Source organism: Streptomyces sp. NPDC001822, assembly GCF_042892135.1.
Classification (GTDB): Bacteria; Actinomycetota; Actinomycetes; order Streptomycetales; family Streptomycetaceae; genus Streptomyces.
In genome coordinates, this window is the sequence record NZ_JBIATW010000022.1 from 1 (window position 1) to 24970 (window position 24970).

The following is a 24970-nucleotide window of genomic DNA, read 5'->3' on the forward strand; positions in this document are numbered from 1 at the left end:
ACTGCAGGGGGGACCCTGTGGGAGAGTAGGACGCCGCCGAACAATTATTCCGGGAAAGCCCCGTGCCCTTGTGGCACGGGGCTTTTCTGCGTTCCGGGCCGGCTGTCGCCCCCCTGTGCACCGGCGCCCGAGGACTGAGGGTAGGGTCAGGGGGCATCATTGGCACGTTCTTCACAGGAGGCCCCCGGGTGGAGGTCCAGGAGACTCGAGTTCAGACGGACCGAGTACTCACCATCCCCAACATCCTCAGCATGGCTCGCCTCGTCGGCGTACCGCTTTTCCTGTGGCTGATTCTGCGTCCCGTGTTCGGGGGGCCCAACAGCGATGGCTGGGCCCTGCTGGTACTGATGCTGAGCGGTGTCAGTGACTACCTCGACGGCAAGCTCGCCCGTAAGTGGAATCAGATCAGCAGTCTGGGCCGGCTCCTGGACCCGGCTGCCGACCGCCTCTACATTCTGTCCACCCTCGTCGGACTCACCTGGCGCGAGATCCTGCCGCTCTGGCTGACGGCCGCACTCCTCGCCCGCGAGCTGATGTTGCTCGTCATGGTGGGAATCCTGCGCAGGCACGGCTACCCGCCGCCCCAGGTGAACTTCCTCGGCAAAGCCGCGACCTTCAACCTGATGTACGCCTTCCCCTTGTTGCTGCTCAGTGACGGAAGTGGTTGGCTGGCTTCGCTGGGTACGATTTTCGGATGGGCGTTCGCCGGATGGGGTACAACCCTCTATTGGTGGGCAGGGATCCTCTACGTGGTCCAGGTCCGCCGTCTGGTCAAGGCGGACGCAGCAGCCGACTAGCCCGTTGTCGTGGCGCCGTGCAGAGTCGCCGGCCCGCACCGCCCGCCGGTGCTGCCCCGACGGGTGAAGTCGGCTCGACCGTCGTCTCTTCGAGGAGGACGTTACCGACATGAAGGCCGTCGTGATGGCAGGCGGCGAAGGCACACGCCTTCGCCCCATGACTTCGAGCATGCCCAAGCCGCTCCTGCCCGTGGCCAATCGGCCCATCATGGAGCACGTGCTGAGGCTGCTCAAACGCCATGGGCTCAATGAGACCGTCGTCACCGTCCAGTTCCTCGCCTCTCTCGTCAAGAACTACTTCGGCGACGGCGAAGAACTCGGGATGGAGCTCAGCTACGCCAACGAGGAGAAGCCACTCGGCACCGCGGGCAGCGTGAAGAATGCCGAGGAAGCCCTCAAGGACGACACCTTCCTCGTCATTTCCGGCGACGCGCTCACCGATTTCGATCTCACCGATCTCATCGCTTTCCACAAGGAGAAGGGCGCACTCGTCACGGTGTGCCTGACCCGGGTCCCGAACCCCCTGGAATTCGGGATCACCATCGTGGACGAGGAGGGCAAGGTAGAGCGTTTCCTCGAAAAGCCGACCTGGGGCCAGGTCTTCTCGGACACCGTGAACACGGGTATCTACGTCATGGAGCCCGAGGTATTCGACTACGTCCAGGCCGACACCTCCGTGGACTGGTCGGGCGACGTGTTCCCCCAGCTCATGAAGGACGGAAAGCTCATCTGCGGCTACATCGCGGAGGGCTACTGGGAGGACGTGGGCACGCACGAGAGCTACGTGAAGGCCCAGGCCGACGTGCTCGAGCGCAAGGTCGACGTGGAGCTGGACGGCTTCGAGATCTCCCCCGGGGTCTGGGTCGCGGAAGGTGCCGAGGTCCACCCGGACGCCGTGCTCCGGGGCCCGCTGTACATCGGTGACTACGCCAAGGTCGAAGCGGGCGCCGAGGTCCGCGAGCACACCGTGATCGGATCGAACGTCGTGGTGAAATCCGGTGCGTTCCTGCACCGGGCGGTGGTCCACGACAACGTCTACGTGGGTGAGCACAGCAATCTCCGCGGCTGTGTCATCGGGAAGAACACCGATGTCATGCGGGCCGCCCGCATCGAGGACGGCGCGGTCATCGGCGACGAGTGTCTCGTCGGCGAAGAATCGATCATCCAGGGCAACGTCCGGGTCTATCCGTTCAAGACCATCGAAGCCGGCGCCTTCGTCAACACGTCGGTGATCTGGGAGTCCCGCGGACAGGCCCATCTCTTCGGAGCCCGCGGGGTCTCCGGAATCCTCAACGTCGAAATCACGCCGGAGCTCGCCGTCCGGCTCGCCGGTGCGTACGCGACGACGCTGAAGAAGGGCGCGACGGTCACCACCGCGCGTGACCACTCCCGCGGCGCCCGCGCACTGAAGAGAGCCGTCATCTCGGCACTGCAGGCCAGCGCCATCGACGTGCGCGACCTCGAGAACGTGCCGCTGCCCGTCGCGCGTCAGCAGACCGCGAGGGGCAGTGCCGGCGGGATCATGATCCGTACGTCACCGGGCGTGCCCGACTCGGTCGACATCATGTTCTTCGACGAGCGGGGAGCCGATCTCTCCCAGGCGCGGCAGCGCAAGCTGGACCGGGTCTACGCACGTCAGGAGTACCGCAGGGCCTTCCCCGGCGAGATCGGGGACCTGTACTTCCCGTCGAGCGTCTTCGACTCCTACACGGGCTCCCTGCTCCGCAACGTGGACACCGCGGGCATCGCCGACGCCGGGCTCAAGGTCGTCGTGGACGCCTCCAACGGCAGTGCCGGGCTCGTCCTGCCCAGCCTGCTCGGTCGACTCGGCGTGGACGCCCTCACGATCAATCCCGGGCTCGACGAGTCCCGGCCCACCGAGTCCGCGGAGTCGCGCAGGGCCGGCCTGGTGCGTCTCGGCGAGATCGTGTCGTCCGCGCGTGCCGCCTTCGGCGTGCGGTTCGACCCGGTCGGCGAACGGCTCTCGCTGGTGGACGAGCGCGGTCGCATCATCGAGGACGACCGGGCGCTGCTGGTCATGCTCGACCTCGTGGCGGCGGAACGGCGGAGCGGACGCGTGGCGCTGCCGGTGACGACCACGCGCGTCGCCGAACAGGTCGCGGCCTATCACGGCACGCAGGTGGAGTGGACGACCACGTCCCCCGACGACCTGACCCGGGTGGGCCGGGAGGACTCCACCATCTTCGGCGGTGACGGCCGGGGCGGTTTCATCGTCCCGGAGTTCAGCAGCGTCTTCGACGGTGCCGCCGCCTTCGTCAGGCTCATCGGTCTGGTGGCGAGGACGCAGCTCACGCTCAGCCAGATCGACGCACGTATTCCCCGCGCCCATGTGCTGCGCCGGGACCTCGCGACCCCGTGGGCGGTCAAGGGCCTCGTCATGCGCCGGGTCGTCGAGGCGGCCGGTGAGCGCAGCGTGGACACCACCGACGGTGTCCGGGTCGTCGAGACCGACGGCCGCTGGGTGATGGTGCTTCCGGACCCGTCCGAGGCGGTCACCCACCTGTGGGCCGAAGGACCCGACGAAGCGGCTACGCAGGCGCTCCTCGACGAGTGGGCGGCCGTCGTGGACAGCGCGGGCGACTGAGCCGGTGAGCACGGCCCGGAGGCCCCTGCAGGGCGGCTTCCGGGCCGATGGCGGGGGCATTCGGCGGCGGCAGCCATGACGTGCGACGATGTGCGGCATGTCGCAGCCGCCCCCCGATCGGAGTAGCGCAACGCCGCCTCCCCGCCCCGACGCGTCCATGTCGCTGCTGACCACGGTGATGGAGCACAGCCTCGACGAGGGATACGCCGAGGCCTCGGCACGCCGCAGGGCGGACGGAAGCGCCGGGCTGCCGCGCACGCTCAAGGCGAAGCTCGGTCTCGGCGCGGGTCTGGTGCTCGCCGCCCTCGTGGTGACCCTCGGCGCCGCCGAGGCCCGGGTCGCGGCGCCGGTCCTGGCCAAGGAGCGCGAGGAGCTCATCGACCGCGTCAATGCCGAGACGTCCACGGCGGACGCGCTGGAGAAGGACGTCGAGGCCCTGCGCGAGGACGTCGGCGAGCGGCAGCGCAAGGCCCTCGAACAGCACGGCGGAGACCAGGGCGGGCTCGTGGCCCTGCTCTCCGGTGCGACCCCGGTCGAGGGGCCCGGCGTCAAACTGGTCGTCGACGACGCCGAGGACACCGACCAGGGGGGTGGCGGTCCGCGTGAGTCCACCGGATTCGCCGACACCGGGCGGGTGCGCGACCGGGACATGCAGCGCGTCGTCAACGGCCTCTGGCAGTCCGGAGCGGAGGCCGTCGCCATCAACGGGCAACGGTTGACCGCCCTGTCGGCGATCCGCGCCGCGGGCGACGCCATACTGGTCGACAACAGGCCGCTGGTACCGCCGTACACGGTGCTCGCGGTGGGGGACGGGAAGAAGCTCGTCAGCACGTTCCGCGACAGCGCGGACGGTCTCTATCTGCAGGCGCTGCAAGAGAGCTTCGACATCCGCACCAGCATCTCCGCCCAGGAGAAGGTGCGTCTGCCTGCCGCGCCCAGCCTGATCGTACGTACAGCAGAGCCTCAGGCCGCAGACACGGGCAGTGGTGCGGCAGACTCAGGGAAGGGCACATCGTGATCGCCGTACTGGGCCTCGTCGTGGGAGTCGTGGTCGGACTGTTGGTCCGGCCCGAAGTGCCGGCGGTGGTCGAGCCGTACCTGCCGATCGCCGTCGTGGCGGCACTGGACGCCGTCTTCGGCGGCCTGCGGGCCATGCTCGACGGGATCTTCGTGGACAAGGTCTTCGTGGTGTCGTTCCTGTCGAACGTCGTGGTGGCGGCCCTGATCGTCTTCCTCGGCGACAAACTGGGTGTCGGCGCGCAGCTCTCCACCGGTGTGGTGGTCGTGCTCGGTATCCGTATCTTCTCCAACGCCGCGGCGATCCGCCGCCACGTCTTCCGGGCTTGAGGCCGATGAGCAGCGAACAGCACCCGAGCAGTGAGGATCGGCCCGGCGCGCTCCCTCCCGAGGCGCCCGAGCCCCCGCCGCCCCCGCCTCCGCCGCCGTCTCCGGCCGAGGGCGTCTCCGGCCGTCAGCGGCTGAGGGCCGGGCTCTGGCCACCCAGAGTGAGCAGGGCCCAACTGATCGTCGCTCTCCTCCTGTTCGTCCTCGGTCTGGGTCTCGCGATCCAGGTCCGGTCGAACAGCGACAACAGCGCGCTGCGGGGCGCCCGCCAGGAGGACCTGGTGCGCATCCTCGACGAGCTCGACAACCGCACGCAGCGCCTGGAGGACGAGAAGCAGCGCCTCGACGACCAGCGCACGGAGCTGGAGAACAGCTCCGACCAGGCGGAGGAGGCCCGTAAGCAGACGCTGGAGAAGGAGCGCCAGCTCGGTATCCTCGCCGGTACGGTGGCGGCGCACGGCCCCGGGATCACGCTGACCATCAGCGACCCGAGCGGTGCGGTCGAGCCCGACATGCTCCTGGACACCATCCAGGAACTGCGTGCCGCGGGTGCGGAGGCCATCGAGATCAACGGGGTCCGGGTGGTCGCCAACACGTACTTCTCCGGTGACGGGGGAGACCTGAGGATCGACGGCCGCAGGATCGAGGCTCCGTACGAATTCAAGGTCATCGGCAAGCCGCAGGACCTCGAGCCCGCCCTCAACATCCCCGGCGGTGTGGTCCAGACGCTGGAGAAGGAGCAGGCCACGGCGGAAGTGGCCCGCGCCGAGGACATCGTCGTCGATGCCTTGCGTCCGGCGAAGCAGCCTGATTACGCTCGGTCGTCGTCCCGGTGAGGACCTGGTGCACAGTGGTCGAAGGACATGGGTACGAGGTTGCGGGGGGTCGGCGCAACGGATCGGTGGCCCGTGGTGGAAACTGTCGGGTGGACACGGACGTTGTGAAGATGTCCGGGTCGGCAGGTGTGTTCGTTCAGGGTTCGTCCTGCCCCACGGGCGGGTCTATTTCGGTCAAGGGGAAACGCCCGTGAAGTTGTTTGCGAAGTTGTTCGGAAAGAGCTCCCGCGAGGACAGCGGCAGTGCTGCCCGCCACCGCGCCCCGCGCCAGGGAGCCGAGGAGCAGGGCACGGAGCGCCCGCTCTTCCGCGATGAGATGCCGGGTGCCCCCGGCGGGTCAGGCGCGTCGTCCGGCGGTCCCGCCGGTGCAGGGCGCATAGGCTTCGGGGGCCCGTCAGCAGGCGGAGGGCTGGTCTGTCCGAGGTGCGGGCACGGCAATGCCGAGGCCGGCCGTTTCTGTTCCAACTGCGGTGCGCCGCTGCGGGGCGGAATCCCCGAGCGCGCCTCGGAGACGACGTCGACGATCTCGATCTCCGGCATCGAGGCGTACGAGGCCGAGGCGACGGGCCAGACGGTCCTTCCGTCGCTCTCGCCGGAGGCCCAGGCCGCGGTCGACGCCCTGCCCGCGGGATCCGCCCTCCTGGTGGTCCGGCGCGGCCCCAACTCAGGCAGCCGCTTCCTGCTGGACGGCGACCTGACGACGGCCGGCCGGCACCCGCAGGGGGACATCTTCCTGGACGACGTGACCGTGTCGCGGCGCCATGTGGAGTTCCACAGGAATCCGGACGGTAGTTTCACCGTGGGCGACGTCGGCAGCCTCAACGGCACCTACGTCAACCGTGAGCGCATCGATTCCGTCGCGCTGTCCAACGGCGACGAAGTCCAGATCGGGAAGTACCGACTGGTCTTCTACGCGAGCCAGCGCGGCGTGTGACCCTTCCCCGGACCCGGTCCGGGGGGACCCCCAGGAAGGTCCATGCTGCGAACACCGACAGGCGGTGCCGGTCACGGCACCGCCGCCGCGGTCGAGCGCGCGATGAGCATCGGCACGGTGCTCCTCCAGCTGCGCGACGAGTTCCCCGAAGTCACCATCTCCAAGATCCGCTTCCTGGAGGCGGAAGGGCTCGTCGAGCCGGAGCGGACACCATCGGGCTACCGGAAGTTCTGTCCCGCCGACGTCGAGCGGCTGGCCCAGGTCCTGCGGATGCAGCGGGACCACTATCTGCCGCTCAAGGTCATCCGGGAGCACCTGGACGCCCTGGAGCGCGGTGAGCAGGCATCTCTGCCCTCCGGGGGCGGCCCCGGTGAGCCCGGCGACGCCCCGTGGGACCAGGACGCCGGACGGGTCACCGCCTCCCGTGTCGGGCGCTCCGAGCTCCTGGCGGCCGCCGAGATCAGCGAGGAGCAGCTCGTCGAGTGGGAGGCGTACGGCCTCGTCGTCCCCGCGGCGGGGGGCAGCTACGACGCCGAAGCGGTGACCGTCGCCAGGCTGGTGGCGGATCTGGGCCGTTTCGGCCTGGAACCTCGGCATCTGCGGGCCGTGAAGGCCGCGGCCGAGCGTGAGGCCGGCCTGGTCGAGCAGGTGGTCGCACCCTTGCGCCGCCACAGGAATCCGCAGACCAGGGCACACGCGGAGGCCACCGCGAGGGAGCTCGCGGATCTGTCGGTCCGGCTCCATGCCGCGCTCGTGCAGACGGCGCTGAAAGCCGGGTTCCACTGAGCCCGGAGGAGCCCGACTATCCAAACATGGCGAGCACGTCCTAGGGTTGCTGTGTGAACGAGCTCGACGTTGTGGGTGTCCGGGTGGAAATGCCCTCCAACCAGCCGATCGTGCTCCTGCGTGAAGTGGGAGGCGACCGGTACCTCCCTATTTGGATCGGCCCTGGTGAAGCGACCGCGATCGCCTTCGCCCAGCAGGGCATGGCTCCGGCCAGGCCGCTGACCCATGATCTCTTCAAGGACGTGCTCGAGGCCGTGGGCCAGGAGCTCACCGAGGTCCGGATCACGGACCTCCGGGAAGGGGTCTTCTACGCGGAGCTGGTCTTTGCCAGCGGTGTCGAGGTGAGCGCGCGGCCTTCCGACGCCATAGCGCTCGCCCTGCGCACCGGCACGCCGATCTACGGCAGTGACGGTGTGCTGGACGACGCCGGCATCGCCATTCCCGACGAGCAGGAGGACGAGGTGGAGAAGTTCCGCGAGTTCCTCGACCAGATCTCGCCGGAGGATTTCGGTACCAACAGCCAGTGACCGTGCGTCGGCGGCCGGCATCAGCGCATCCGACAAGCCGTTCCCGCAAATCAGTCACGGGAAACCACCCTCAGGGTGATTATCACTCGGCGTGCCGAGTGTGGCGATCGTTGACGCACCCCTGGTGACTGCCTACCTTCGAGATGGCAGGTCAAGGACGGAGGTCGGCGTGAGAAGCAGCGGCGACGGTACGGCTGAGGGTGGGCCGTACCGGCAGCACGGCAGTGCGGCCGGCCACTCCATCAGACAGCCGGTTCAGCCGGCGGTGGTGGCAGCGGACGGTGTGGCAGTGGCAGGGGACATCGGCTATCGGGGGCCCACAGCGTGCGCGGCGGCCGGGATCACCTACCGTCAGCTCGATTACTGGGCGCGCACGGGGCTCGTGGAACCGAGCGTGCGTCCGGCGTACGGCTCCGGGACGCAGCGTCTCTACAGTTTCAGGGACGTCGTACTCCTCAAGATCGTCAAGCGGTTCCTGGACACCGGTGTGGCGCTCCAGAACATCCGCACGACCGTTCAGCATCTGCGGGCCCGTGGGTTCACGGACCTTGAGCGGATGACCCTCATGAGCGACGGGGCGACCGTCTACGAGTGCTCCTCGCCGGACGAGGTCGTCAGTCTTCTCCAGGGGGGACAGGGGGTCTTCGGCATCGCCGTCGGCGTCGTCTGGCGGGACGTGGACGTGGCGCTCTCACAGCTCCACGGCGAGCGCATCGACACCGGCGAGACGCTGGTCGGCAACAACCCGGCCGACGAGCTGGCCCGGCGGCGCAACCGCGCGGGCTGACGAGGCACCTTCCCCGACCGCCCCGCACGTGCCGTGCGGGGCGGTTGTCAGTGGCGTAGGGCAGCATCGGTCCCTGTGAGACCCGTGCCCACCATCCTGCATCTGGACATGGATGCCTTCTACGCCTCTGCGGAGCAGGCGGCGAAGCCCAGCCTGCGCGGCAAGCCGGTGGTGGTGGGCGGTCTCGGCATGCGCGGCGTCGTCGCCACCGCGTCCTACGAGGCCCGGCGCCTGGGTGTGCACTCCGCGATGCCCATGGCGCAGGCCAGGCGGCTGGCCCCCAACGCGGCGTACCTGGTCCCGCGCTTCTCGCTGTACCGGGCCGTCAGCGACCAGGTGATGGAACTGCTCGGCCGGCTCTCACCGCTCGTCGAGCCGCTCAGCCTCGACGAGGCCTTCGTCGATCTGGAGGCCGGCGGAGTCGCCGACGACTCCGCTTCGGCCCGGGCCCTCGGCGTGGAGCTGCGCACGGTCATCAGGGCGGTCACCGGACTCAGCGGATCAGTCGGCCTGGCCGGGTCCAAGATGCTGGCCAAGATCGCCTCGGAGGAGGCGAAGCCCGACGGACTGATGCTGATCGAGCCGGGCACCGAGCGCGGGCTCCTCGCGCCGAAGCCGGTGCGGATCCTCCCCGGCGTGGGGCCCGCCACCGCCGACCATCTCCGGCGTGCCGGGATGACGGTCGTCGAGGACCTCGCGGAAGCCGGTGAGGCGGAGCTCGTGCGCCTGCTGGGCAAGGCCCACGGGGTCGCCCTCCACCGCATGGCCCAGGGCTTCGACGACCGGCCCGTCGTCGCCGAGCGCGACGCGAAGTCCGTGTCGGTCGAGGACACCTTCGACGTCGACCTGCACGACCGTGTGCGGGTCAGGACCGAGGTGGAGCGTCTGGCGGACCGCTGTGTGCAGCGGCTGCGCGGTGCCGGGCGGTCCGGACGGACCGTCGTGCTCAAGGTGCGCCGCTACGACTTCTCGACGCTCACCAGATCCGAGACCCTGCGTGGCCCCACCGACGACCCAGGGGTGGTCCGGGAGGCCGCGGCGAGGCTCCTGGAGGCCGTGGACACCACCGGCGGCGTACGGCTGCTCGGGGTCGGTGTCACGGGGCTCGCGGACTTCACGCAGGAGGATCTGTTCGCCCAGGCCGCGGAGGCGGAGCAGGCCGAGGTGTCCGCCGCGGCCGACACCGTCACCGCCGACCCGGTCGTCACGACCGAGGACGCGGCCCCGGACGGCGCCGCGTCACTCGCCGCCCGCCGCTGGCCCGCCGGGCACGACGTGCGCCACGAGGCGCACGGACACGGTTGGGTGCAGGGCAGCGGCGTCGGCCGGGTCACCGTGCGGTTCGAGGAACCGTGGACGGCGCCGGGTAGGGTGCGCACGTTCCGCGTCGACGACCCGGAGCTGCGGCCGGCCGATCCGCTTCCCCTGGTGAGGGACCCGGTGGACTACTCCTCCTGGCCGGCCAGCTTCCCGAAGTCCTTGTCGGGCGCGGACGGGGCGGACGGGGACGGCGGGGCGGCGTCGAGCCCGTAGTGGCGGTAGAGCTGCAGTTCCTGCTCGGGGGAGAGATGGCGGCCCACCCCGAAGTCCGGAGCGTCCTTGATCAGCGCCCGGTCGAAGGGGATCACGAGAGTCCCGTCGACGAATTCGCTCGGCTCCAGCGGGACGAACGCGTCCCGGGTGAACAGGCCGGTGCGGACCGCGGCCCACTCGGGTACACCCGTCGCGTCGTCGAGATAGACCTCGTCCACGGTTCCGATCTTGGCCCCCAGGCGGTCGAAGGCCTTGCGGCCGATCAGGCTGCGCGGATCGATGTCGGTCTGCACGGTGCCTCCCACTGCTCGCAACTGCGTCGGGGTGGTCGCGACTGCTCCACAGGCACTACACAAGGCCAGATCCGTGGCATCGGCCACTCGAGACGGGCATCGCCCGGCCCGCTGGTAGGCTGGAACACGGCTGCTGACCCCGCGCGGGAGAGTCCTTCGGAGCGATCCGGAGGCGCCGAAGGAGCAACTCCTCCCCGGAATCTCTCAGGCCCCCGTACCGCACGGATGAGGCCACTCTGGAAAGCAGGACGGAATCCGTACGGCACGCGCCGGGACGGGCACCGCCCTCACCGACGGTGAAAGCCGGTGTGCCGCAGGCGCGCCGGTGAAGCTCTCAGGTCGAGATGACAGAGGGGGAGGCCGTTCGGGCAGCCACGCCGTGGCGCCCCTCGCAGGTCGTGACAGACCAGGAGGCCTCCATCATGACCCCCCGTCGCACTCCGCTCTCCCAGCTGGAGCAGGGCATCCCCTTCGAGCAGCGTCACATCGGGCCCGATGCCGAGGCTCAGGCGAAGATGCTGGCCCAGGTCGGCTACGGCTCCCTCGACGAGCTCACCGCCGCCGCCGTGCCCGACGTGATCCGGAGCGCCGAGGCCCTGGATCTTCCCTCGGCGCGCACCGAGGCCGAGGTCCTGGCCGAGCTGCGGAGCCTCGCGGACCGTAACCAGGTGCTCACCCCGATGATCGGGCTCGGCTACTACGGCACGTTCACCCCGCCGGTCATCCTGCGGAACGTCATGGAGAACCCCGCCTGGTACACGGCGTACACGCCGTACCAGCCCGAGATCTCCCAGGGCCGGCTGGAGGCCCTGCTGAACTTCCAGACGATGGTCGCCGACCTCACCGGGCTGCCGACCTCGGGTGCATCGCTCCTGGACGAGGGCACGGCCGCCGCGGAGGCCATGGCCCTCGCGCGGCGTGTCGGCAAGGTGAAGGACGGTGTCTTCCTGGTCGACGCCGACACCCTGCCGCAGACCGTCGCCGTGATCGAGACCCGCGCCGAGCCGACCGGCGTCGAGGTGGTCGTCGCCGACCTCTCGGCCGGCATCCCCGCCGAGATCGCCGAGCGGGGCGTGTTCGGCGTGCTGCTCCAGTACCCGGGCGCGTCCGGAGCGGTGCGGGACATCAAGCCCGTCATCGACCAGGCGCACGAGCTCGGGGCGATCGTCTCCGTCGCCGCGGACCTTCTGGCGCTGACCCTGCTGACGTCACCCGGCGAGCTGGGCGCGGACATCGCGGTGGGCACCACCCAGCGCTTCGGCGTCCCCATGGGCTTCGGCGGACCGCACGCGGGCTTCATGGCCGTCCGCGAGAAGTTCGCCCGCAGCCTGCCGGGCCGCCTCGTCGGCGTCTCCGTCGACGCGGACGGCAACAAGGCCTACCGCCTGGCCCTGCAGACCCGCGAGCAGCACATCCGCCGCGAGAAGGCCACCAGCAACATCTGCACCGCCCAGGTGCTGCTCGCGGTCATGGCCGGCATGTACGCCGTCTACCACGGGCCGGACGGTCTGCGCACGATCGCGCGGCGCACGCACCGCTTCGCCGCCATCCTGGCCGGCGGACTGCGTGCCTCCGGGATCGACGTCGTGCACGACGCCTACTTCGACACCCTCACCGTCCGCGTCCCCGGCGCGGCGGCCGACGTCGTCGCCGCCGCGCGCGGCCGTGGCGTGAACCTGCGCCTCGTCGACGCCGACCACGTCTCCGTCGCCTGCGACGAGACCACCACCCGGAGCGCGCTCTCCGCGGTCTGGGCCGCCTTCGGGGCGGAGGGGGACATCGAGGCGCTGGACGCCTCGGCCCCCGACGCGCTCCCCGAGTCCCGGCTGCGCACCGACGCCGTCCTCACCCACCCGGTCTTCCACCAGCACCGCTCCGAGACGGCGATGCTGCGCTACCTGCGCAAGCTCGCCGACCGCGACTACGCGCTCGACCGCGGCATGATCCCGCTGGGCTCCTGCACCATGAAGCTCAACGCGACCGCCGAGATGGAGTCGATCACCTGGCCCGAATTCGGGGCGCTGCACCCCTTCGCGCCGGCCGAGCAGGCTCAGGGCTTCCTCACTCTCATCCGTGAGCTCGAGGAGCGCCTTGCGGAGGTCACCGGTTACGACGCCGTCTCCATCCAGCCGAACGCCGGCTCGCAGGGCGAGTTCGCCGGCCTCCTGGCCGTGCGCGCCTACCACCGCGCCAACGGGGACCACGGACGCACGGTCTGCCTCATCCCGTCCTCGGCGCACGGCACCAACGCCGCGAGCGCCGTGATGGCCGGAATGAAGGTCGTCGTGGTCAAGACCGCCGACGACGGCGAGGTCGACATCGCGGACCTCCGGGACAAGATCGCGAAGCACCGCGACGAGCTCGCCGTCCTCATGATCACCTACCCCTCCACGCACGGGGTCTTCGAGGAGCACGTCGCCGACATCTGCGGCGAGGTGCACGACGCCGGCGGCCAGGTCTACGTGGACGGCGCCAACCTCAACGCCCTGGTCGGTCTCGCCAAGCCGGGCCACTTCGGCGGCGACGTCTCGCACCTCAACCTGCACAAGACGTTCTGCATCCCGCACGGCGGCGGCGGCCCGGGCGTCGGCCCGGTCGGTGTGCGCGCCCACCTGGCGCCGTACCTCCCCAACCACCCGCTGCAGCCCGCCGCGGGCCCGGAGACGGGTGTCGGCCCGATCTCGGCCGCCCCGTGGGGCTCGGCCGGCATCCTGCCGATCTCGTGGGCCTACGTACGCCTGATGGGGGGCGAGGGCCTGAAGCGGGCGACGCAGGTCGCCGTGCTCGCGGCCAACTACATCGCCAAGCGTCTGGAGCCGCACTTCCCGATCCTGTACAACGGCCCGGCCGGTCTGGTCGCGCACGAGTGCATCGTCGACCTGCGGCCCATCTCCAAGGCGACCGGCGTCAGCATCGACGACGTCGCCAAGCGGCTGATCGACTACGGTTTCCACTCGCCGACCATGTCCTTCCCGGTGGCGGGGACCCTGATGATCGAGCCCACCGAGAGCGAGGACCTCGCGGAGCTCGACCGGTTCTGCGACACGATGATCGCCATTCGCGGCGAGATCGAGAAGGTCGCCGACGGCACCTGGAGCGGCGAGGACAACCCGCTGAGCAACGCCCCGCACACCGCGGCCGCGCTCGGCGGTGAGTGGACGCACGCCTACAGCCGTGAGGAGGCGGTCTTCCCGGCGGGCGTCACGCCTTCGGACAAGTACTGGCCGCCGGTGCGCCGGATCGACGGTGCCTTCGGCGACCGCAACCTGGTCTGCTCCTGCCCGCCGCTGGACGCCTACGACCAGTAGGGCGGCCGGACACGCGTCGGGGCCGGTTCGGAGACTTCTCCGGGCCGGCCCCTGTGTTCCCGGGCCGCCGTCAGGCGGCCTTCACCACCTGACCGCTCTTCAGCGGCCGGTGGGGTGCGATGATCTGGCCGTCCGGGAGCAGCTCGCCGGTGTCCTCGAAGAGCAGGACGCCGTTGCACAGCAGGCTCCATCCCTGTTCCGGGTGGTGGGCCATCAGGCGTGCGGCCTCCCGGTCGTTGGATTCGGCGGTCGGGCAGGGTGGCTGGTGCTGGCACATGGATGGGTTCTTTCGCTGCGTCGATTCGAGTGTCCTGCGGCTGGACGAGGTGTTCATGGCCGTCCCCGTATCAAGTCGGTCCGTTCCCAGTGTTGCCCTACGGGCGTCGATCCGCAGGGATTTCGCGGCAGCTGCTGTTCTCCTCCCATGACGCATCACCCGGCCGGACGGTTCAATCCAACTGCACTGTCCGTTCGGATGGTTCGGGGTGACCCGGCCGGACTAGTCCGGCCGGGTACACGTGTGCCCCCGCCGGATGTCCGGCGGGGGCGTGGTGACGAGGATCAGGCCGGAGTGCCGAGGAGGCCGGGCAGCGGAGCCGGGGTGACGCGCAGGGTCATGACCGGCAGGAGGTCGGCGACCCGGTGCGGGCGATGGGGCGTGATGCCCGGAGGCGCGGGAGCCAGGGGCACCAGCACGTCGTTCGGTGCGAGTGCTCCGGAGCCGGCGTCGTCCTCGGTGTCGCGGTGCAGCCACAGCGTGAGCATGTACAGCTCGGGGATCGAGAGCAGGCGCGGCTGGTAGTGCGTCGTCGACGACTCCGCCTGGCGTACGGCGATTTCGGTGGAGACGATGTACGGGCCCTCGAAGAAATGGGAGAAGGTCCAGCCGTCGGCGGTCAGCATGGTGTCCGCGGCGGCGACGGCGCGTTCCTTGCCCCGGATCAGGAACCGCCAGCCCGCGAGGCGGGTCAGGGGTGCCGCCTCCTGCGGCGCGATCCGGTCCAGCACGTGCACGGGGAGCGGGAGTTCGGGGCTCATTGATCCCTGGACGGACCGGAGAGCGGGCGTATGGGCTTCGCGGACGGCGGTGGGAGAACCGAGTGCCGCGAGAACGCTGCGCAGTGCGGGCGCGGGAGCCGGTGAAACATGCAGCGGCATAGTGGGTCGCCTCTCACTTCGGAGACACGGTGGTGCGTGGGCGGGTGCAGACGGCGCTGTCGGCGTGCAACGGGGCCAGAGGAAGGCCGGTGACGGGCGGACTGGCCGATGCGTCAACTCTCTGCCTCGTTCGCAGAGTTTATACGACAAATGTTCACACGATGTTTCGGCTAGCCTTCCCGCGTATTGCGCGCAAGGCGGATTCGAGCCTTTGAATTGCGGAGTTCCTGTGGATTCGGTCCGGTCCGGACCTCTGCCGCCAGGTATTTTCCCTCCACGGCGGTAGGCTGAAACCCATCGGTGTTTCCACCTGTGGTGCAACACCGCACACTGCATATGCCGCATGCCGAAGGAATGTGCCTCCGGTCTCAGTCGACACACTACTGGGAGTCCGCGGGCCGCGGGGGCGTTACGGATCATCTCGGCGGGGCATTATCGATCCTGATACGAGCGGCCTGTGCCGTGGGCCGCCCACTCGAGGAGGGACCCTTCGATGGGCGAGAAGATCGTGGCGGGTGCCTTCGCCCCGTCCGATCGGCAGGCGTACCGCGAGAAGCTCGTCCAGTGCCTGAGCGGGCTGGAGAGGCTCCTGTCGGAGCAGAGGTTCGACAGGCCCCGGAATCTCATGGGGCTGGAGATCGAGCTGAATCTCGCGGGTTCTGACGGCATGCCGAGGATGCGGAATGCTGAGGTGCTCCAGCGCATCGCCAGCCGGGATTTCCAGACGGAACTGGGGATGTTCAATCTGGAAGTGAACATTCTTCCGCACCGGTTGAGCGGCCGGGTATTCGATCAGCTCGCCGAGGAGTTGCGCACCGGGCTCGCATACGCCCATCGCAAGGCGGCCGAGGTCGACGCGGGGATCGTGATGATCGGTATCCTGCCGACGCTCGGACGTGACGACGTGGTGTCGGCGAACCTCTCGGACGTCGATCGTTACACCCTGCTCAACGATCAAATGGCGGCGGCCCGCGGAGAGGATTTCGTCCTCGATATCGAAGGTGTCGAACGACTGGTCTCCACCTCCGCCTCCATCGCCCCCGAATCGGCCTGCACATCGGTGCAGTTGCACCTGCAGGTGACACCGGACCGCTTCTCCGACGTCTGGAACGCCGCGCAGGCCATCGCGTCCGTGCAGATCGCCCTCGGCGCCAACTCCCCGTTCCTCTTCGGCAAGGAACTGTGGCGAGAGTCGAGGCCGCCGCTGTTCCAGCAGGCCACGGACGTGCGCCCGCCCGAGCTCAGGAACCAGGGGGTACGGCCCCGCACCTGGTTCGGAGAGCGCTGGATCGACTCGGCGTACGAGCTCTTCGAGGAGAACGTGCGCTACTACCCGCCCCTGCTGCCGATCTGCGAGGACGAGGAGCCGCTGCGGGTCCTCGACGAGGGCGGGGTGCCCGCCCTGGGCGAGCTCGTCCTCCACAACGGCACGGTCTACCGGTGGAACCGGCCCGTGTACGGGCTGGCCGACGGCGTTCCGCACCTCAGGGTGGAGAACCGGGTCCTGCCCGCGGGGCCGACCGTCACCGACGTCATCGCCAACGCCGCCTTCTACTACGGGCTCGTGCGCGCGCTCGCCGACGAGTCCCGGCCCGTCTGGACCAGGCTGTCCTTCGAGGCGGCCGAGGAGAACTTCGACGCCGCCTGCCGTCACGGCATCGACGCCGAACTGCTGTGGCCCCGACCGGGCCGTTCGGGAGGTGTGGCGAAGGTGCCCGCCGTCAAGCTCGTACGGGACGAACTGCTGCCCCTCGCCGCTGCCGGACTCGACGCCTGGAACATCGAGCCCTCCGACCGCGACCGCTACCTGGGGGTGATCGAGGAGCGCTGCCGGCTCCGCGTGAACGGTGCCTCGTGGCAGGTCGACACCTACCACCGCGCGCTGGACGCCGGTCTCGAACGGGAGGGCGCGCTCGCGGCCACCACCCGGCGCTACGGCGAGTTGATGCAGGTCGGCGAGCCGGTCCACACCTGGCCCGTCGGCTTTCCCGCCCCCTGACGAGCGGGCCGCCCGGTGTCCCGCCACCGCCGGGCCGTCGGGCAAGCTAGGACGCACAACCGACGGCAGGCGTACAGGTAAGGCGGGTCGCGTGACTGCAACCATTCCCCGGGAGGAGGCGTCCCCGCGGGTCCTGAGGCCGGAGACCCTGCTCGTGCTGGCTCTCTCCCTCGGGGCCAGCGGCGTCTCCGCCCTGATCAGCTTCGTCGGATCGCTGACGAAACCCGGGGGCCTCAAGGACCAGGCCGCGACGCTCAACGGGTCGTACGCACCGGGACGCCCCTGGCTCGACCTCGCCTGGCAGCTGTTCGGCATCGCGACCGCGCTGGTGCCGGTCGCCCTGGTCGCCCACCTCCTCATGCGCGAGGGGGCCGGTCTGCGGACCCTCGGACTGGACCGCACCCGGCCCCGGCAGGACCTCGGCCGGGGCACTCTGGTCGCGGCCGCCATCGGCAGCGCCGGGCTGGCGTTCTATCTGGCGGCCCGCGCCGGGGGCTTCAACCTGACCGTGGTCCCGGAGTCGCTGCCCGAGGTCTGGTGGAAGTTCCCCGTCCTGATCCTCTCCGCCGTGCAGAACTCCCTCGTCGAGGAAGTCATCGTCATCGGCTACCTCCTGCGCCGGCTCGGGCAGCTGGGATGGACGCCGATGGCCGCGCTGGTGGCGAGCTCCGTGCTCCGCGGCTCGTACCACCTCTACCAGGGGATCGGCGGGTTCATCGGCAACGTGGTCATGGGCGTGGTCTTCGTGCTGCTGTACAGGCGCTGGGGACGGGTCGGGCCGCTGGTCGTCGCGCACGCGCTGCTCGACATCGGGGCGTTCGTCGGATACGCCCTGCTCGCGGGGAAGGTGGGCTGGCTGCCCACCCCCTGACACGCGGCCCGGGCCGGCTCGGCTCCGGCGTGCTCAGAGCGAGGTGAGCAGCTCGCCGTCGACGACCGTCACGGCGCTGCCGGTCAGCAGGGTGCGCCCGCCCCGCAGTGAGGTGCGGACCAGACCCGAGCGGGCGGAGGCCTGAAGGCCTGTGAGGTCCTCGCGGCCGAGCCTGGCCGACCAGAAGGGGGCCAGGGCGGTGTGCGCGCTGCCGGTCACCGGGTCCTCGTCGATGCCGACCCGCGGGAAGAAGCCGCGCGACACGAAGTCGTACGCGCCCGCCGGGTCGTCGGCAGCGGCCGTGGCGATGACACCGCGGCGGGAACACGCGGCGAGTGAGGCGAAGTCCGGACGCAGTGCGCGTACGGCGGACTCGTCGGCCAGCTCCACCAGGAGGTCGCCGACGTGTTCCCCCGTGTCGTGCACGGAGAGGGGTGCCGCGCCGAGCGCATCCGCGAGTCCCGCGGGAGCGGGGACCGGCGTCAGGGGTGCGGTGGGGAAGTCCAGCGTGAGGGTGCCGTCCGTGTGCGCGACCGTACGGAGGACGCCGGAACGGCTCGCGAACCGCACGGTGCCGCTCGCTGTACCCGTGGTGTGCAGGACGTGGGCCGCGGCGAGTGTCGCGTGTCCGCACAGGTCCACCTCGGTGGCCGGGGTGAACCAGCGCAGCGCCCAGTCCGCCTCACCGCCGGGCGGCAGCGGGTGCGCGAAGGCGGTCTCCGAGAGGTTGAGTTCGGAGGCGATCAGCTGGAGGCGGGCCGACTCGGGGAACGGGCCGGCGTCGAGGAGGAGCACCCCGGCGGGGTTCCCGGCGAAGGGGCGGTCGGTGAAGGCGTCGACGATGCGGATCTTCATGCCGCCGACGGTAGAGGTGACGGCTCGGTGCGGTCCAAGGCCAATCACGGACGTGCGGCTCGCCCGAGCGTGCGGCACGTCCCGGACGCTTTCCGAGGATGCCGGACGTCCGGGATCCGTCTCTGCTCCGTCTGCGTCCTGGGCGGTGGCGTCCCTGCCGCTTCGCTCAGGGCACGGGTTCTTGGCAGCCGATAGTTTCCGATATATCGTTGAGTTATCGCGACAGCTCAACGACAGGATCGCGTTTCGGTACGAGAGAGGAGCGCAGCCATGCGTTCACATGGAAACGAACACGGATGTGGCCCCGGGCGCCGAGGCGCCGGCAGGGGGGATTTCGACGGAGGCCGCCCCGCGTTCGGCCCCTTCGGCCCGCCCTTCGGCGGCGGACCCTTCGGCGGCGGGCGTGGCCGGGGAGGCGGCAGAGGCAGGGCCAGGCGTGGTGACGTACGTGCGTCGATCCTGGCGCTGCTCAAGGACCGTCCGATGCACGGGTACGAGATGATCCAGGAGATCGGTGAGCGCAGCGGAGGGGCCTGGCGGCCCAGTCCCGGCTCGGTGTACCCCACCCTCCAGCTGCTGGAGGACGAGGGGCTGATCATCAGCGCGAGCGAGGGCGGCAAGAAGCTGTTCACCCTGACCGAGACCGGCCGCACGGAAGCCGAGTCCGGCCCCGAGGCGCCCTGGGAGGAAGCCGGGCGCGGTGTCGACTGGGAGGGCGTGAACGAGATCCGGCAGGCCGGCTTCGGGCTCATGGAGGCGTTCGGCCAGGTCTGGAAGACCGGATCGGCCGACCAGCGGCAGAAGGCGTTGACGGTGATCGGGGACGCCCGGAAGAAGCTGTACCTGATCCTCGCCGACGAGGACTGAGCCGTGAGGCTCCGCCGAACGTCCGAGAGGGGCCCCGTCCGCGGGGCCCCTTTTGCGTCGGGCGGCGGGAAATGCTCTCCGTGATGGCCTGATCTCATCCAGAAGGATGAGGAACCCCCGACGGCCCCCGCCTTTCGCGGGATGCGGGATGAGCCGTACCGGGGATGTTTTCGCCGCTCGGGACTGATGGGGTGGAGTGGTGCAGTTCCGGACACGAGATCTCCCCGAGCAGGCTCCGCCGAACCGGCCCGGCGAAGGCGCCGCGCTGAGCCCCGCCATGACCGCTGTGGCGAGCGGCGCGCGCCGGCGCGCGCTGCGGGACGGCGACCGCCACGTCGACACCGCCCATCTCCTGCACTCGCTCGTCGAGTCGGACATCGCGGTCCGGGAAGTGTTCGACGGGGCGCCGCAGTTGGCCAGAGTCCTCGGTTACCTCGTGCAGCGCAGCATCGGCTACGGCCTCCGGTGGCAGGGTGCGCGGGAGGATTCGGGCGCGGTGCCGGTCGTACCCGAGCCCGGCGGTGAAGGCTGGTCGCCGCCCGCGGCGGCGGCGCTGGAACGGGCGGGCCGGGATGCCGCCCGGCGCGGACGGGCCCACGCGGACGGCCTGGATCTGCTGGCCGCGCTGCTCGCCGATCCCCGCTGTCGTGCGGTCGAGGTCCTGGAGCGGGCCGGGGTCGGGGTCACGCGGCTGGCCGCCCGCACCCAGGAGCGGCTGGTCGCGGGGGAGCAGCCGTGGTGATCATGGGCGCGTGGAGGTCGGGGCACGCAGAGGTCAGGTCCATCAGGGGGTGACGCTGCTGACCGCTGCTGCCATGATGTGCCGATGCATGCGTCTCAGGGGAGAAGCGCCGGACTGGGCCTGGCCCTGGCCTCGGCTCTCGCGTTCGGTGGTTCAGGGGTGGCGGCCAAGCCGCTGATCGAGGCGGGGCTCGACCCGCTGCACGTGGTGTGGCTCAGGCTGGCGGGCGCCGCTCTCGTCATGCTGCCCGTCGCGTGGCGGCATCGGGCTCTGGTCCGCGAGCGGCCCGTCCTGCTGGCGGGTTTCGGGCTGTTCGCCGTCGCCGGTGTCCAGGCCTGCTACTTCGCGGCGATCTCGCGCATCCCGGTCGGGGTGGCCCTGCTCGTCGAATACCTGGCTCCCGCCCTCGTCCTCGGCTGGGTGCGGTTCGTCCAGCGCCGGGCCGTCACCAGGGCCGCCGCCGTCGGCGTGGTGCTCGCGGTCGGCGGGCTCGCATGTGTCGTCGAGGTGTGGTCCGGGCTCGGCTTCGACGCGGTGGGACTGCTGCTCGCGCTCGGTGCGGCCTGCTGCCAGGTGGGCTACTTCGTCCTGTCGGACCAAGGCGCCGGTCGCGGGGACAGGGCGGATGCCGCACCTCCGCACCCCTTCGGTGTGATCGCGTACGGGCTGCTGGTGGGAACGGTCGTGATGACCGTCGCCGCCAGGCCGTGGGGGATGGACTGGGCGGTGCTCGGCGGCGATGCGGTCATGAACGGGCGCGGCGTCCCGGCCTGGGTGCTCCTGGGCTGGATCGTGCTGCTCGCGACGGTCCTGGCCTATGTCACCGGCGTCGTCTCGGTGCGGCTGCTCTCGCCCCAGGTGGCCGGGGTCGTCGCATGCCTGGAGGCGGTCATCGCGACCGTGCTCGCCCGGGTGCTGCTGGGCGAACACCTCTCCCTACCGCAGTTGGCGGGCGGCGCCGTCGTCCTGATCGGGGCCGTCATCGCCCAGTCGTCCGCGCCCAAGCCGCCCAAGGCGCCAACGGGGCCGGTCGCGTCGGGGCCGGGCCCGCTGGGCACGGAAGCGGTGGAGGCCGGGGAGCCGGCCGGCCCCGAGGGCGAACTGTCCGAGCGGCCGGGCTCGTTCCGGGCCGATGCGGCCGGGTCCGGTCCAGGCCGATGACGCTGCATCGGCCGCCCTTGGCCGGGCGTGAGGTGGCCTCGCGCGTACCGGGGCCCGGCGCCACTGCCTTCCGCGTACCTGGGTCGGGCACCTCTGCCTTCCGCGTACCGGGGCCCGGCGCCCTTGCTCTCCGCGTTCCGTCGACGGCGGCTCAGAGCGCGCCGAGGTAGCCCGGCACCCGGACCGCCGGGTCCAGGTCGTCGGCCGGCACCGGTGTCCCGTAGGTCCGGGCCACCGGGACGACGCCCGCCCAGTACGGGAGGGAGACGTCGTCCGGATCGTCGCTCGGGCCACCCGTGCGGATCTTCGCGGAGACCTCGTCGAGGTCGAGGCGGATCACCGCGGTCGCCGCGAGTTCCTTCCTGTCCGCGGGACGCGAGTCCTTGGACCTGCCGGGCACGGCCTGGTCGACGATGGCGTCGAGCGCGACGCGGCGCTCCTGCGGGTCCGTCACGGTGCGGGCGGTTCCGTGCACCACCACGGAGCGGTAGTTCATCGAGTGGTTGAAGGCGGAGCGGGCCAGCACGAGGCCGTCGACATGCGTGACCGTCAGGCAGACCGCGATGCCGGGGTCGGCCGCACCCGCCTCGCGGAGCGGGCGCGATCCGGTCGAGCCGTGGACGTACAGCCGCTCGCCGATCCGGCCGAACAGCGTGGGCAGTACCACCGGCGCGCCGTCGCGGACGAAGCCCAGATGGCAGAGGTAGGCCGCGTCGAGTATCGCGTGGACGGTCTCCTTGTCGTACGAGGCGCGCTCCCTGGAGCGGCTCGGCACCGTGCGCTCCGTCGGTTCGTAGGCGGCGGCTCCGGAGGCGGCGGGTGTACAGGTGTCCGGCATTTGCTCACTCCATTGCGCTAGTGCATAATCATGTTTGTGCTAGAAGAGTATCGGATCAGTGGGCGGGGCGCAGCGGACATTTCGGCGAGCGTGGAACGCGGGATCGCCTCCGGTGACCTCGCGCCCGGTCATGTGCTCCCGCCCATGCGGGCGTTGGCGCTCCAGCTCGGGGTCAACCCGAACACGGTGGCCGCCGCGTACCGCATGCTGCGCGAGCGCGGAGTCATCGAGACGGCGGGCAGGCGGGGGAGCCGGGTGCGTCCGCGACCGGCCGGCACGGCACGCGGTTCCCTCCGGGTGGAAGCCCCGCCCGGCGTGCGGGAGCTGGGTGACGGCAATCCGGACCCGGAGCTGTTGCCCGACCTCGGTCCGGCACTGGCGGCGGCCTCGCGGGCGTACGCCGACAGGCCCGGCCTGTACGGTGATGCCCCCGTGCTTCCCGAACTCGAACGCCTCGTGCGGGCGGAGCTGGACGCCGACGGTGTCCCGGCCGGGCCGGTTGCGCTCGCGTCCGGGTCGCTCGACGCGATCGAGCGTGTGCTGACCGCGCACCTCAGGCCCGGTGACCCGGTAGCCGTCGAGGATCCGGGGTGGGGCGCCGTGCTCGATCTGATCCCGGCGCTCGGCATGCGGCCCGTCCCGGTCGCGCTGGACGACGAAGGTCCTCTGCCCGGCGATGTGGAGCGGGCTCTGCGGGAGGGCGCCAGGGCTCTGGTGGTCACCGACAGGGCGCAGAATCCGACCGGTGCCGCGGTGAGTTCCGCGAGGGCCGCCGCGCTGCGGACGGTCCTCGCCGAGCACCCCCGGGTGCTTCTGATCGAGGACGACCACGGTCATGCGATCGTCGACCTCGCGGTGCACCCGCTCGCGGGCGTCACGCAACACTGGGCCTTCGTCCGTTCCGCCTCGAAGGCGTACGGCCCCGATCTGCGGCTCGCCGTGCTCACCGGTGACGCGCTGACGGTCGACCGGGTGGCGGGGCGTCAGCAACTGGGTCCCGGCTGGGTGAGCGGTCTGCTCCAGCGGACCGTGCACCATCTGTGGGCGTCCGGCACCGTGGATCCGGTGGAGGTCGCCGGGTCCTACGGGGAGCGGCGGGACGCGTTGATCCGGGCGCTGGGTGAGCGGGGGGTGCCGGCCTACGGGCGGACCGGGATGAACGTGTGGGTGCCCGTGAGCGACGAGACCGGGGCAGTGGCCCGGATGCTGCACGCCGGCTGGGCGGTCGCCCCGGGGGCACGCTTCCGGATGGCGTCGCCGCAGGGGGTGCGGCTGACCGTGTCCTCGCTGTCCGCCGCCGACATCGGACCGCTGGCGGACGCGGTCGCGGTGGCGGCACGGCCCGCCCGCCCGGTCAGCTACGGCTGATCTCCTCGCGCATCTCCCGCGGGCGGCGCCGGCCGGCGGCCGGCTGACCGGTCCGGAGAATCGTCTGCCGGCTGACCGGTCCGGGGAATGGTCAGCTTCCCGAAGTCCCACGAGGTGACGGCTTCCGGGGTGAGCCGGATCCAGGCATGCCGGGAATCGTGCGGCAGTGTGTCCAGACCGAAGTACTTCACGGCGAACAGCCGCTCCGGAAGCGCAAGTTCGGCGCAGTCCTCACCCGTGCGCGGGACTTCGCCGACGAACTCCGCCAGGCCCGACAGCTCCACGCCGCGCAGTTCGCCGTACCCCTCTCCGTCGTCGATCACGACGGCGATGCCGGGGTTCCGCCGCAACTGTGTCCAGCGCCGACTGCGTGTGAGGGAGTAGAGCCACAGCGAGGTGCCGTCCCACACGAACCACAGCGCGCCCACGTGCGGGAGCCCTTCCGCGGAGACCGTGGCCACCCGGCATGTGCGCTGACCGGTCAGGTAGGCGTCCCTTTCGGCGGCGGTCATCATGATCCGGCGGCCTCGGCGCTGGGTGACGGACATGGGCGGGGCCCTCCTGCGTTCGCCGGGGATCGTGCGGATGCCCGACAGCATGGAGCTGCCGCCGGCCCTGGGGCAATGGCCAGCGCCGGTGCAGACACCTCCGTCGTGAGCCCGCGGTGCGGGGTCCGGCCGCGTGACGGATGAGGATGCCCGGCGGAGGGGACGCGCGGGCATCGGCCGGGGGACGGGGCGGGGCCTCCGCCGCGGGCCGGAACACCTGACGACCGTCGCCGCAGGAGTGGCGTGCGGGCACGCGCAGGCGTTCCGGCGGAGTCCCGGGAGCCGCCCCCCTGCTACGCCAGGGTGATCGAGCCGTCCGCCACCTTGATCGGCGTCTCGGGCAGTGGCTGTGTCGCGGGACCGGCCGTGGCCTTTCCGGTCGTCGCGTCGAAGGTGCTGCCGTGGCACGGGCAGCTGATCGATCCGTCCGCGACGCCCTTGACCGCGCAGCCCTGATGCGTGCACTTCGAGGAGAAGGCCTTGAACGTGCCCGCGGTCGGCTGGGTCACCACCACGCCCTTGTCGGCGAAGACGACCCCTCCGCCCTCGGGTATGTCGCTGGTCCTGGCGAGTACCTCACCGCCGCCCTTTCCGGCCGGCTGCACCGTGTCGGAGCCCTCGCCGTCCTTCGAGCCGCCGCACGCGGTGAGAGCGGCGGCCACCCCCGCCGCGCCGACCGCCGCCACGACGGTACGACGCCCGAGGTGGACCTGACGCTCCTGCGATGCGCTCATGCCGGCATTCCCTTCATCGGTGTACGAGTCTTCGCACGGGGATACGGACCCGCGCGGCCCGGCGTTCAGCCCCACGCCG

The 24970-nt window shown here is 70.7% G+C and carries 23 protein-coding genes, 1 pseudogene and 1 riboswitch; of the genes and pseudogenes, 17 read left to right on the forward strand and 7 right to left on the reverse strand.

The genetic code is table 11. The features are described 5' to 3' along the window. The first annotated feature begins 188 nt into the window (after positions 1 to 188). The 10 genes from ACFYY2_RS32680 (at position 189) to ACFYY2_RS32725 (ending at position 10149) form a co-directional block, all read left to right on the forward strand. Positions 189 to 797 carry a CDP-alcohol phosphatidyltransferase family protein gene (locus tag ACFYY2_RS32680; protein WP_388749781.1) on the forward strand — a complete coding sequence of 203 codons (609 nt, stop codon included), beginning with the start codon at positions 189 to 191 and terminating at the stop codon, positions 795 to 797. A 109-nt stretch (positions 798 to 906) separates the two neighbouring features. Further along, positions 907 to 3402 carry a sugar phosphate nucleotidyltransferase gene (locus tag ACFYY2_RS32685; RefSeq protein ID WP_388749783.1) on the forward strand — a complete coding sequence of 832 codons (2496 nt, stop codon included), beginning with the start codon at positions 907 to 909 and terminating at the stop codon, positions 3400 to 3402. A 97-nt stretch (positions 3403 to 3499) separates the two neighbouring features. Then, positions 3500 to 4420, forward strand: coding sequence for a DUF881 domain-containing protein (locus tag ACFYY2_RS32690; RefSeq protein WP_388749785.1), 921 nt, complete (start codon positions 3500 to 3502; stop codon positions 4418 to 4420). Beyond that, positions 4417 to 4749: a small basic family protein gene (locus ACFYY2_RS32695; protein ID WP_003970459.1), complete on the forward strand. Its 333-nt coding sequence runs from the start codon at positions 4417 to 4419 to the stop codon at positions 4747 to 4749. The genes ACFYY2_RS32690 and ACFYY2_RS32695 overlap by 4 nt, the downstream gene beginning before the upstream one ends. A gap of 5 nt (positions 4750 to 4754) precedes the next feature. Continuing rightward, complete coding sequence (locus tag ACFYY2_RS32700; RefSeq protein WP_388749787.1) at positions 4755 to 5582, forward strand: DUF881 domain-containing protein; 828 nt, start codon at positions 4755 to 4757, stop codon at positions 5580 to 5582. Between the two features lie 190 nt (positions 5583 to 5772). Next, a complete protein-coding gene (locus ACFYY2_RS32705; protein WP_388749789.1) occupies positions 5773 to 6516 on the forward strand; it encodes an FHA domain-containing protein in 744 nt (247 codons plus the stop codon). Positions 6517 to 6558: 42 nt separating this feature from the next. Beyond that, on the forward strand, positions 6559 to 7302 hold the full coding sequence (locus ACFYY2_RS32710) for a MerR family transcriptional regulator (protein WP_388749791.1): 744 nt from the start codon (positions 6559 to 6561) through the stop codon (positions 7300 to 7302). 53 nt (positions 7303 to 7355) lie between these two features. Next, the gene (locus ACFYY2_RS32715; protein ID WP_006123076.1) at positions 7356 to 7829 is read left to right on the forward strand and encodes a bifunctional nuclease family protein; all 474 of its coding nucleotides are present in this window, start codon (positions 7356 to 7358) and stop codon (positions 7827 to 7829) included. Positions 7830 to 7998: 169 nt separating this feature from the next. Next, positions 7999 to 8616 carry a MerR family transcriptional regulator gene (locus tag ACFYY2_RS32720; RefSeq protein WP_327120781.1) on the forward strand — a complete coding sequence of 206 codons (618 nt, stop codon included), beginning with the start codon at positions 7999 to 8001 and terminating at the stop codon, positions 8614 to 8616. 75 nt (positions 8617 to 8691) lie between these two features. Then, complete coding sequence (locus tag ACFYY2_RS32725; RefSeq protein ID WP_388749793.1) at positions 8692 to 10149, forward strand: DNA polymerase IV; 1458 nt, start codon at positions 8692 to 8694, stop codon at positions 10147 to 10149. Here the strand turns inward: ACFYY2_RS32725 and ACFYY2_RS32730 are convergent. Continuing rightward, entirely contained in the window at positions 10062 to 10442 is a 381-nt protein-coding gene (locus tag ACFYY2_RS32730; RefSeq protein WP_388749795.1) for a PRC-barrel domain-containing protein, read from the reverse strand. The genes ACFYY2_RS32725 and ACFYY2_RS32730 overlap by 88 nt on opposite strands. Before the next feature lie 134 nt (positions 10443 to 10576). Beyond that, positions 10577 to 10672: riboswitch (glycine riboswitch) on the forward strand. A gap of 192 nt (positions 10673 to 10864) precedes the next feature. Here ACFYY2_RS32730 and gcvP point away from each other — a divergent pair. Next, positions 10865 to 13750 carry an aminomethyl-transferring glycine dehydrogenase gene (gene gcvP / locus ACFYY2_RS32735; RefSeq protein WP_388749797.1) on the forward strand — a complete coding sequence of 962 codons (2886 nt, stop codon included), beginning with the start codon at positions 10865 to 10867 and terminating at the stop codon, positions 13748 to 13750. Positions 13751 to 13820: 70 nt separating this feature from the next. On the opposite strand, the gene ACFYY2_RS32740 is transcribed toward gcvP, so the two are convergent. Together ACFYY2_RS32740 and ACFYY2_RS32745 are read right to left on the reverse strand one after the other, a co-directional pair. Further along, positions 13821 to 14027: a DUF5999 family protein gene (locus ACFYY2_RS32740; protein ID WP_388749800.1), complete on the reverse strand. Its 207-nt coding sequence runs from the start codon at positions 14025 to 14027 to the stop codon at positions 13821 to 13823. Positions 14028 to 14311: 284 nt separating this feature from the next. Then, a complete protein-coding gene (locus ACFYY2_RS32745; protein WP_388749802.1) occupies positions 14312 to 14908 on the reverse strand; it encodes a hypothetical protein in 597 nt (198 codons plus the stop codon). Between the two features lie 493 nt (positions 14909 to 15401). Between ACFYY2_RS32745 and ACFYY2_RS32750 the strand changes: the two genes are divergently transcribed. Both ACFYY2_RS32750 and ACFYY2_RS32755 read left to right on the forward strand, forming a co-directional pair. After that, positions 15402 to 16907 carry a glutamate-cysteine ligase family protein gene (locus tag ACFYY2_RS32750; protein WP_388749804.1) on the forward strand — a complete coding sequence of 502 codons (1506 nt, stop codon included), beginning with the start codon at positions 15402 to 15404 and terminating at the stop codon, positions 16905 to 16907. Between the two features lie 91 nt (positions 16908 to 16998). Continuing rightward, positions 16999 to 17778, forward strand: a complete 780-nt coding sequence (locus tag ACFYY2_RS32755) for a CPBP family intramembrane glutamic endopeptidase (protein WP_388749806.1) — start codon at positions 16999 to 17001, stop codon at positions 17776 to 17778. Positions 17779 to 17811: 33 nt separating this feature from the next. Here the strand turns inward: ACFYY2_RS32755 and ACFYY2_RS32760 are convergent, their stop codons facing one another. Continuing rightward, on the reverse strand, positions 17812 to 18633 hold the full coding sequence (locus ACFYY2_RS32760; RefSeq protein ID WP_388749808.1) for a PhzF family phenazine biosynthesis protein: 822 nt from the start codon (positions 18631 to 18633) through the stop codon (positions 17812 to 17814). 270 nt (positions 18634 to 18903) lie between these two features. On the opposite strand from ACFYY2_RS32760, the gene ACFYY2_RS32765 reads away from it, so the two are divergent. From ACFYY2_RS32765 to ACFYY2_RS32775, 3 genes are all read left to right on the forward strand, one after another. Further along, positions 18904 to 19500, forward strand: a complete 597-nt coding sequence (locus ACFYY2_RS32765) for a PadR family transcriptional regulator (RefSeq protein WP_388749810.1) — start codon at positions 18904 to 18906, stop codon at positions 19498 to 19500. Positions 19501 to 19699: 199 nt separating this feature from the next. Further along, positions 19700 to 20242, forward strand: coding sequence for a Clp protease N-terminal domain-containing protein (locus ACFYY2_RS32770; RefSeq protein ID WP_388749812.1), 543 nt, complete (start codon positions 19700 to 19702; stop codon positions 20240 to 20242). An 84-nt stretch (positions 20243 to 20326) separates the two neighbouring features. Then, positions 20327 to 21403, forward strand: coding sequence for a DMT family transporter (locus tag ACFYY2_RS32775; RefSeq protein WP_388749814.1), 1077 nt, complete (start codon positions 20327 to 20329; stop codon positions 21401 to 21403). 151 nt (positions 21404 to 21554) lie between these two features. On the opposite strand, the gene ACFYY2_RS32780 is transcribed toward ACFYY2_RS32775, so the two are convergent. Beyond that, positions 21555 to 22241 carry a pyridoxamine 5'-phosphate oxidase family protein gene (locus ACFYY2_RS32780; RefSeq protein WP_388749816.1) on the reverse strand — a complete coding sequence of 229 codons (687 nt, stop codon included), beginning with the start codon at positions 22239 to 22241 and terminating at the stop codon, positions 21555 to 21557. 36 nt (positions 22242 to 22277) lie between these two features. Here ACFYY2_RS32780 and ACFYY2_RS32785 point away from each other — a divergent pair, with 36 nt between their 5' ends. Then, positions 22278 to 23609 (forward strand): aminotransferase class I/II-fold pyridoxal phosphate-dependent enzyme, encoded by a 1332-nt coding sequence (locus tag ACFYY2_RS32785; RefSeq protein ID WP_388749819.1) that lies wholly within the window; start codon positions 22278 to 22280, stop codon positions 23607 to 23609. 92 nt (positions 23610 to 23701) lie between these two features. On the opposite strand, the pseudogene ACFYY2_RS32790 reads toward ACFYY2_RS32785, so the two are convergent. Beyond that, positions 23702 to 24157: pseudogene (locus ACFYY2_RS32790) on the reverse strand (pyridoxamine 5'-phosphate oxidase family protein); the annotation flags it as partial. A gap of 293 nt (positions 24158 to 24450) precedes the next feature. Further along, a complete protein-coding gene (locus ACFYY2_RS32795; protein ID WP_388749821.1) occupies positions 24451 to 24891 on the reverse strand; it encodes a Rieske (2Fe-2S) protein in 441 nt (146 codons plus the stop codon). Positions 24892 to 24970: the final 79 nt, after the last annotated feature.

Bases quoted from the DNA above. Each gene is read 5' to 3' on its own strand.
- ACFYY2_RS32775 (WP_388749814.1), top strand. From the start codon at position 20,327: ATGCATGCGTCTCAGGGGAGAAGCGCCGGACTGGGCCTGGCCCTGGCC.
- ACFYY2_RS32795 (WP_388749821.1), bottom strand. From the start codon at position 24,891: ATGAGCGCATCGCAGGAGCGTCAGGTCCACCTCGGGCGTCGTACCGTC.
- ACFYY2_RS32690 (WP_388749785.1), top strand. From the start codon at position 3,500: ATGTCGCAGCCGCCCCCCGATCGGAGTAGCGCAACGCCGCCTCCCCGC.
- ACFYY2_RS32750 (WP_388749804.1), top strand. From the start codon at position 15,402: ATGGGCGAGAAGATCGTGGCGGGTGCCTTCGCCCCGTCCGATCGGCAG.
- ACFYY2_RS32780 (WP_388749816.1), bottom strand. From the start codon at position 22,241: ATGCCGGACACCTGTACACCCGCCGCCTCCGGAGCCGCCGCCTACGAA.
- ACFYY2_RS32765 (WP_388749810.1), top strand. From the start codon at position 18,904: ATGCGTTCACATGGAAACGAACACGGATGTGGCCCCGGGCGCCGAGGC.
- ACFYY2_RS32760 (WP_388749808.1), bottom strand. From the start codon at position 18,633: ATGAAGATCCGCATCGTCGACGCCTTCACCGACCGCCCCTTCGCCGGG.
- ACFYY2_RS32710 (WP_388749791.1), top strand. From the start codon at position 6,559: ATGCTGCGAACACCGACAGGCGGTGCCGGTCACGGCACCGCCGCCGCG.
- gcvP (WP_388749797.1), top strand. From the start codon at position 10,865: ATGACCCCCCGTCGCACTCCGCTCTCCCAGCTGGAGCAGGGCATCCCC.
- ACFYY2_RS32685 (WP_388749783.1), top strand. From the start codon at position 907: ATGAAGGCCGTCGTGATGGCAGGCGGCGAAGGCACACGCCTTCGCCCC.
- ACFYY2_RS32700 (WP_388749787.1), top strand. From the start codon at position 4,755: ATGAGCAGCGAACAGCACCCGAGCAGTGAGGATCGGCCCGGCGCGCTC.
- ACFYY2_RS32745 (WP_388749802.1), bottom strand. From the start codon at position 14,908: ATGCCGCTGCATGTTTCACCGGCTCCCGCGCCCGCACTGCGCAGCGTT.
- ACFYY2_RS32740 (WP_388749800.1), bottom strand. From the start codon at position 14,027: ATGTGCCAGCACCAGCCACCCTGCCCGACCGCCGAATCCAACGACCGG.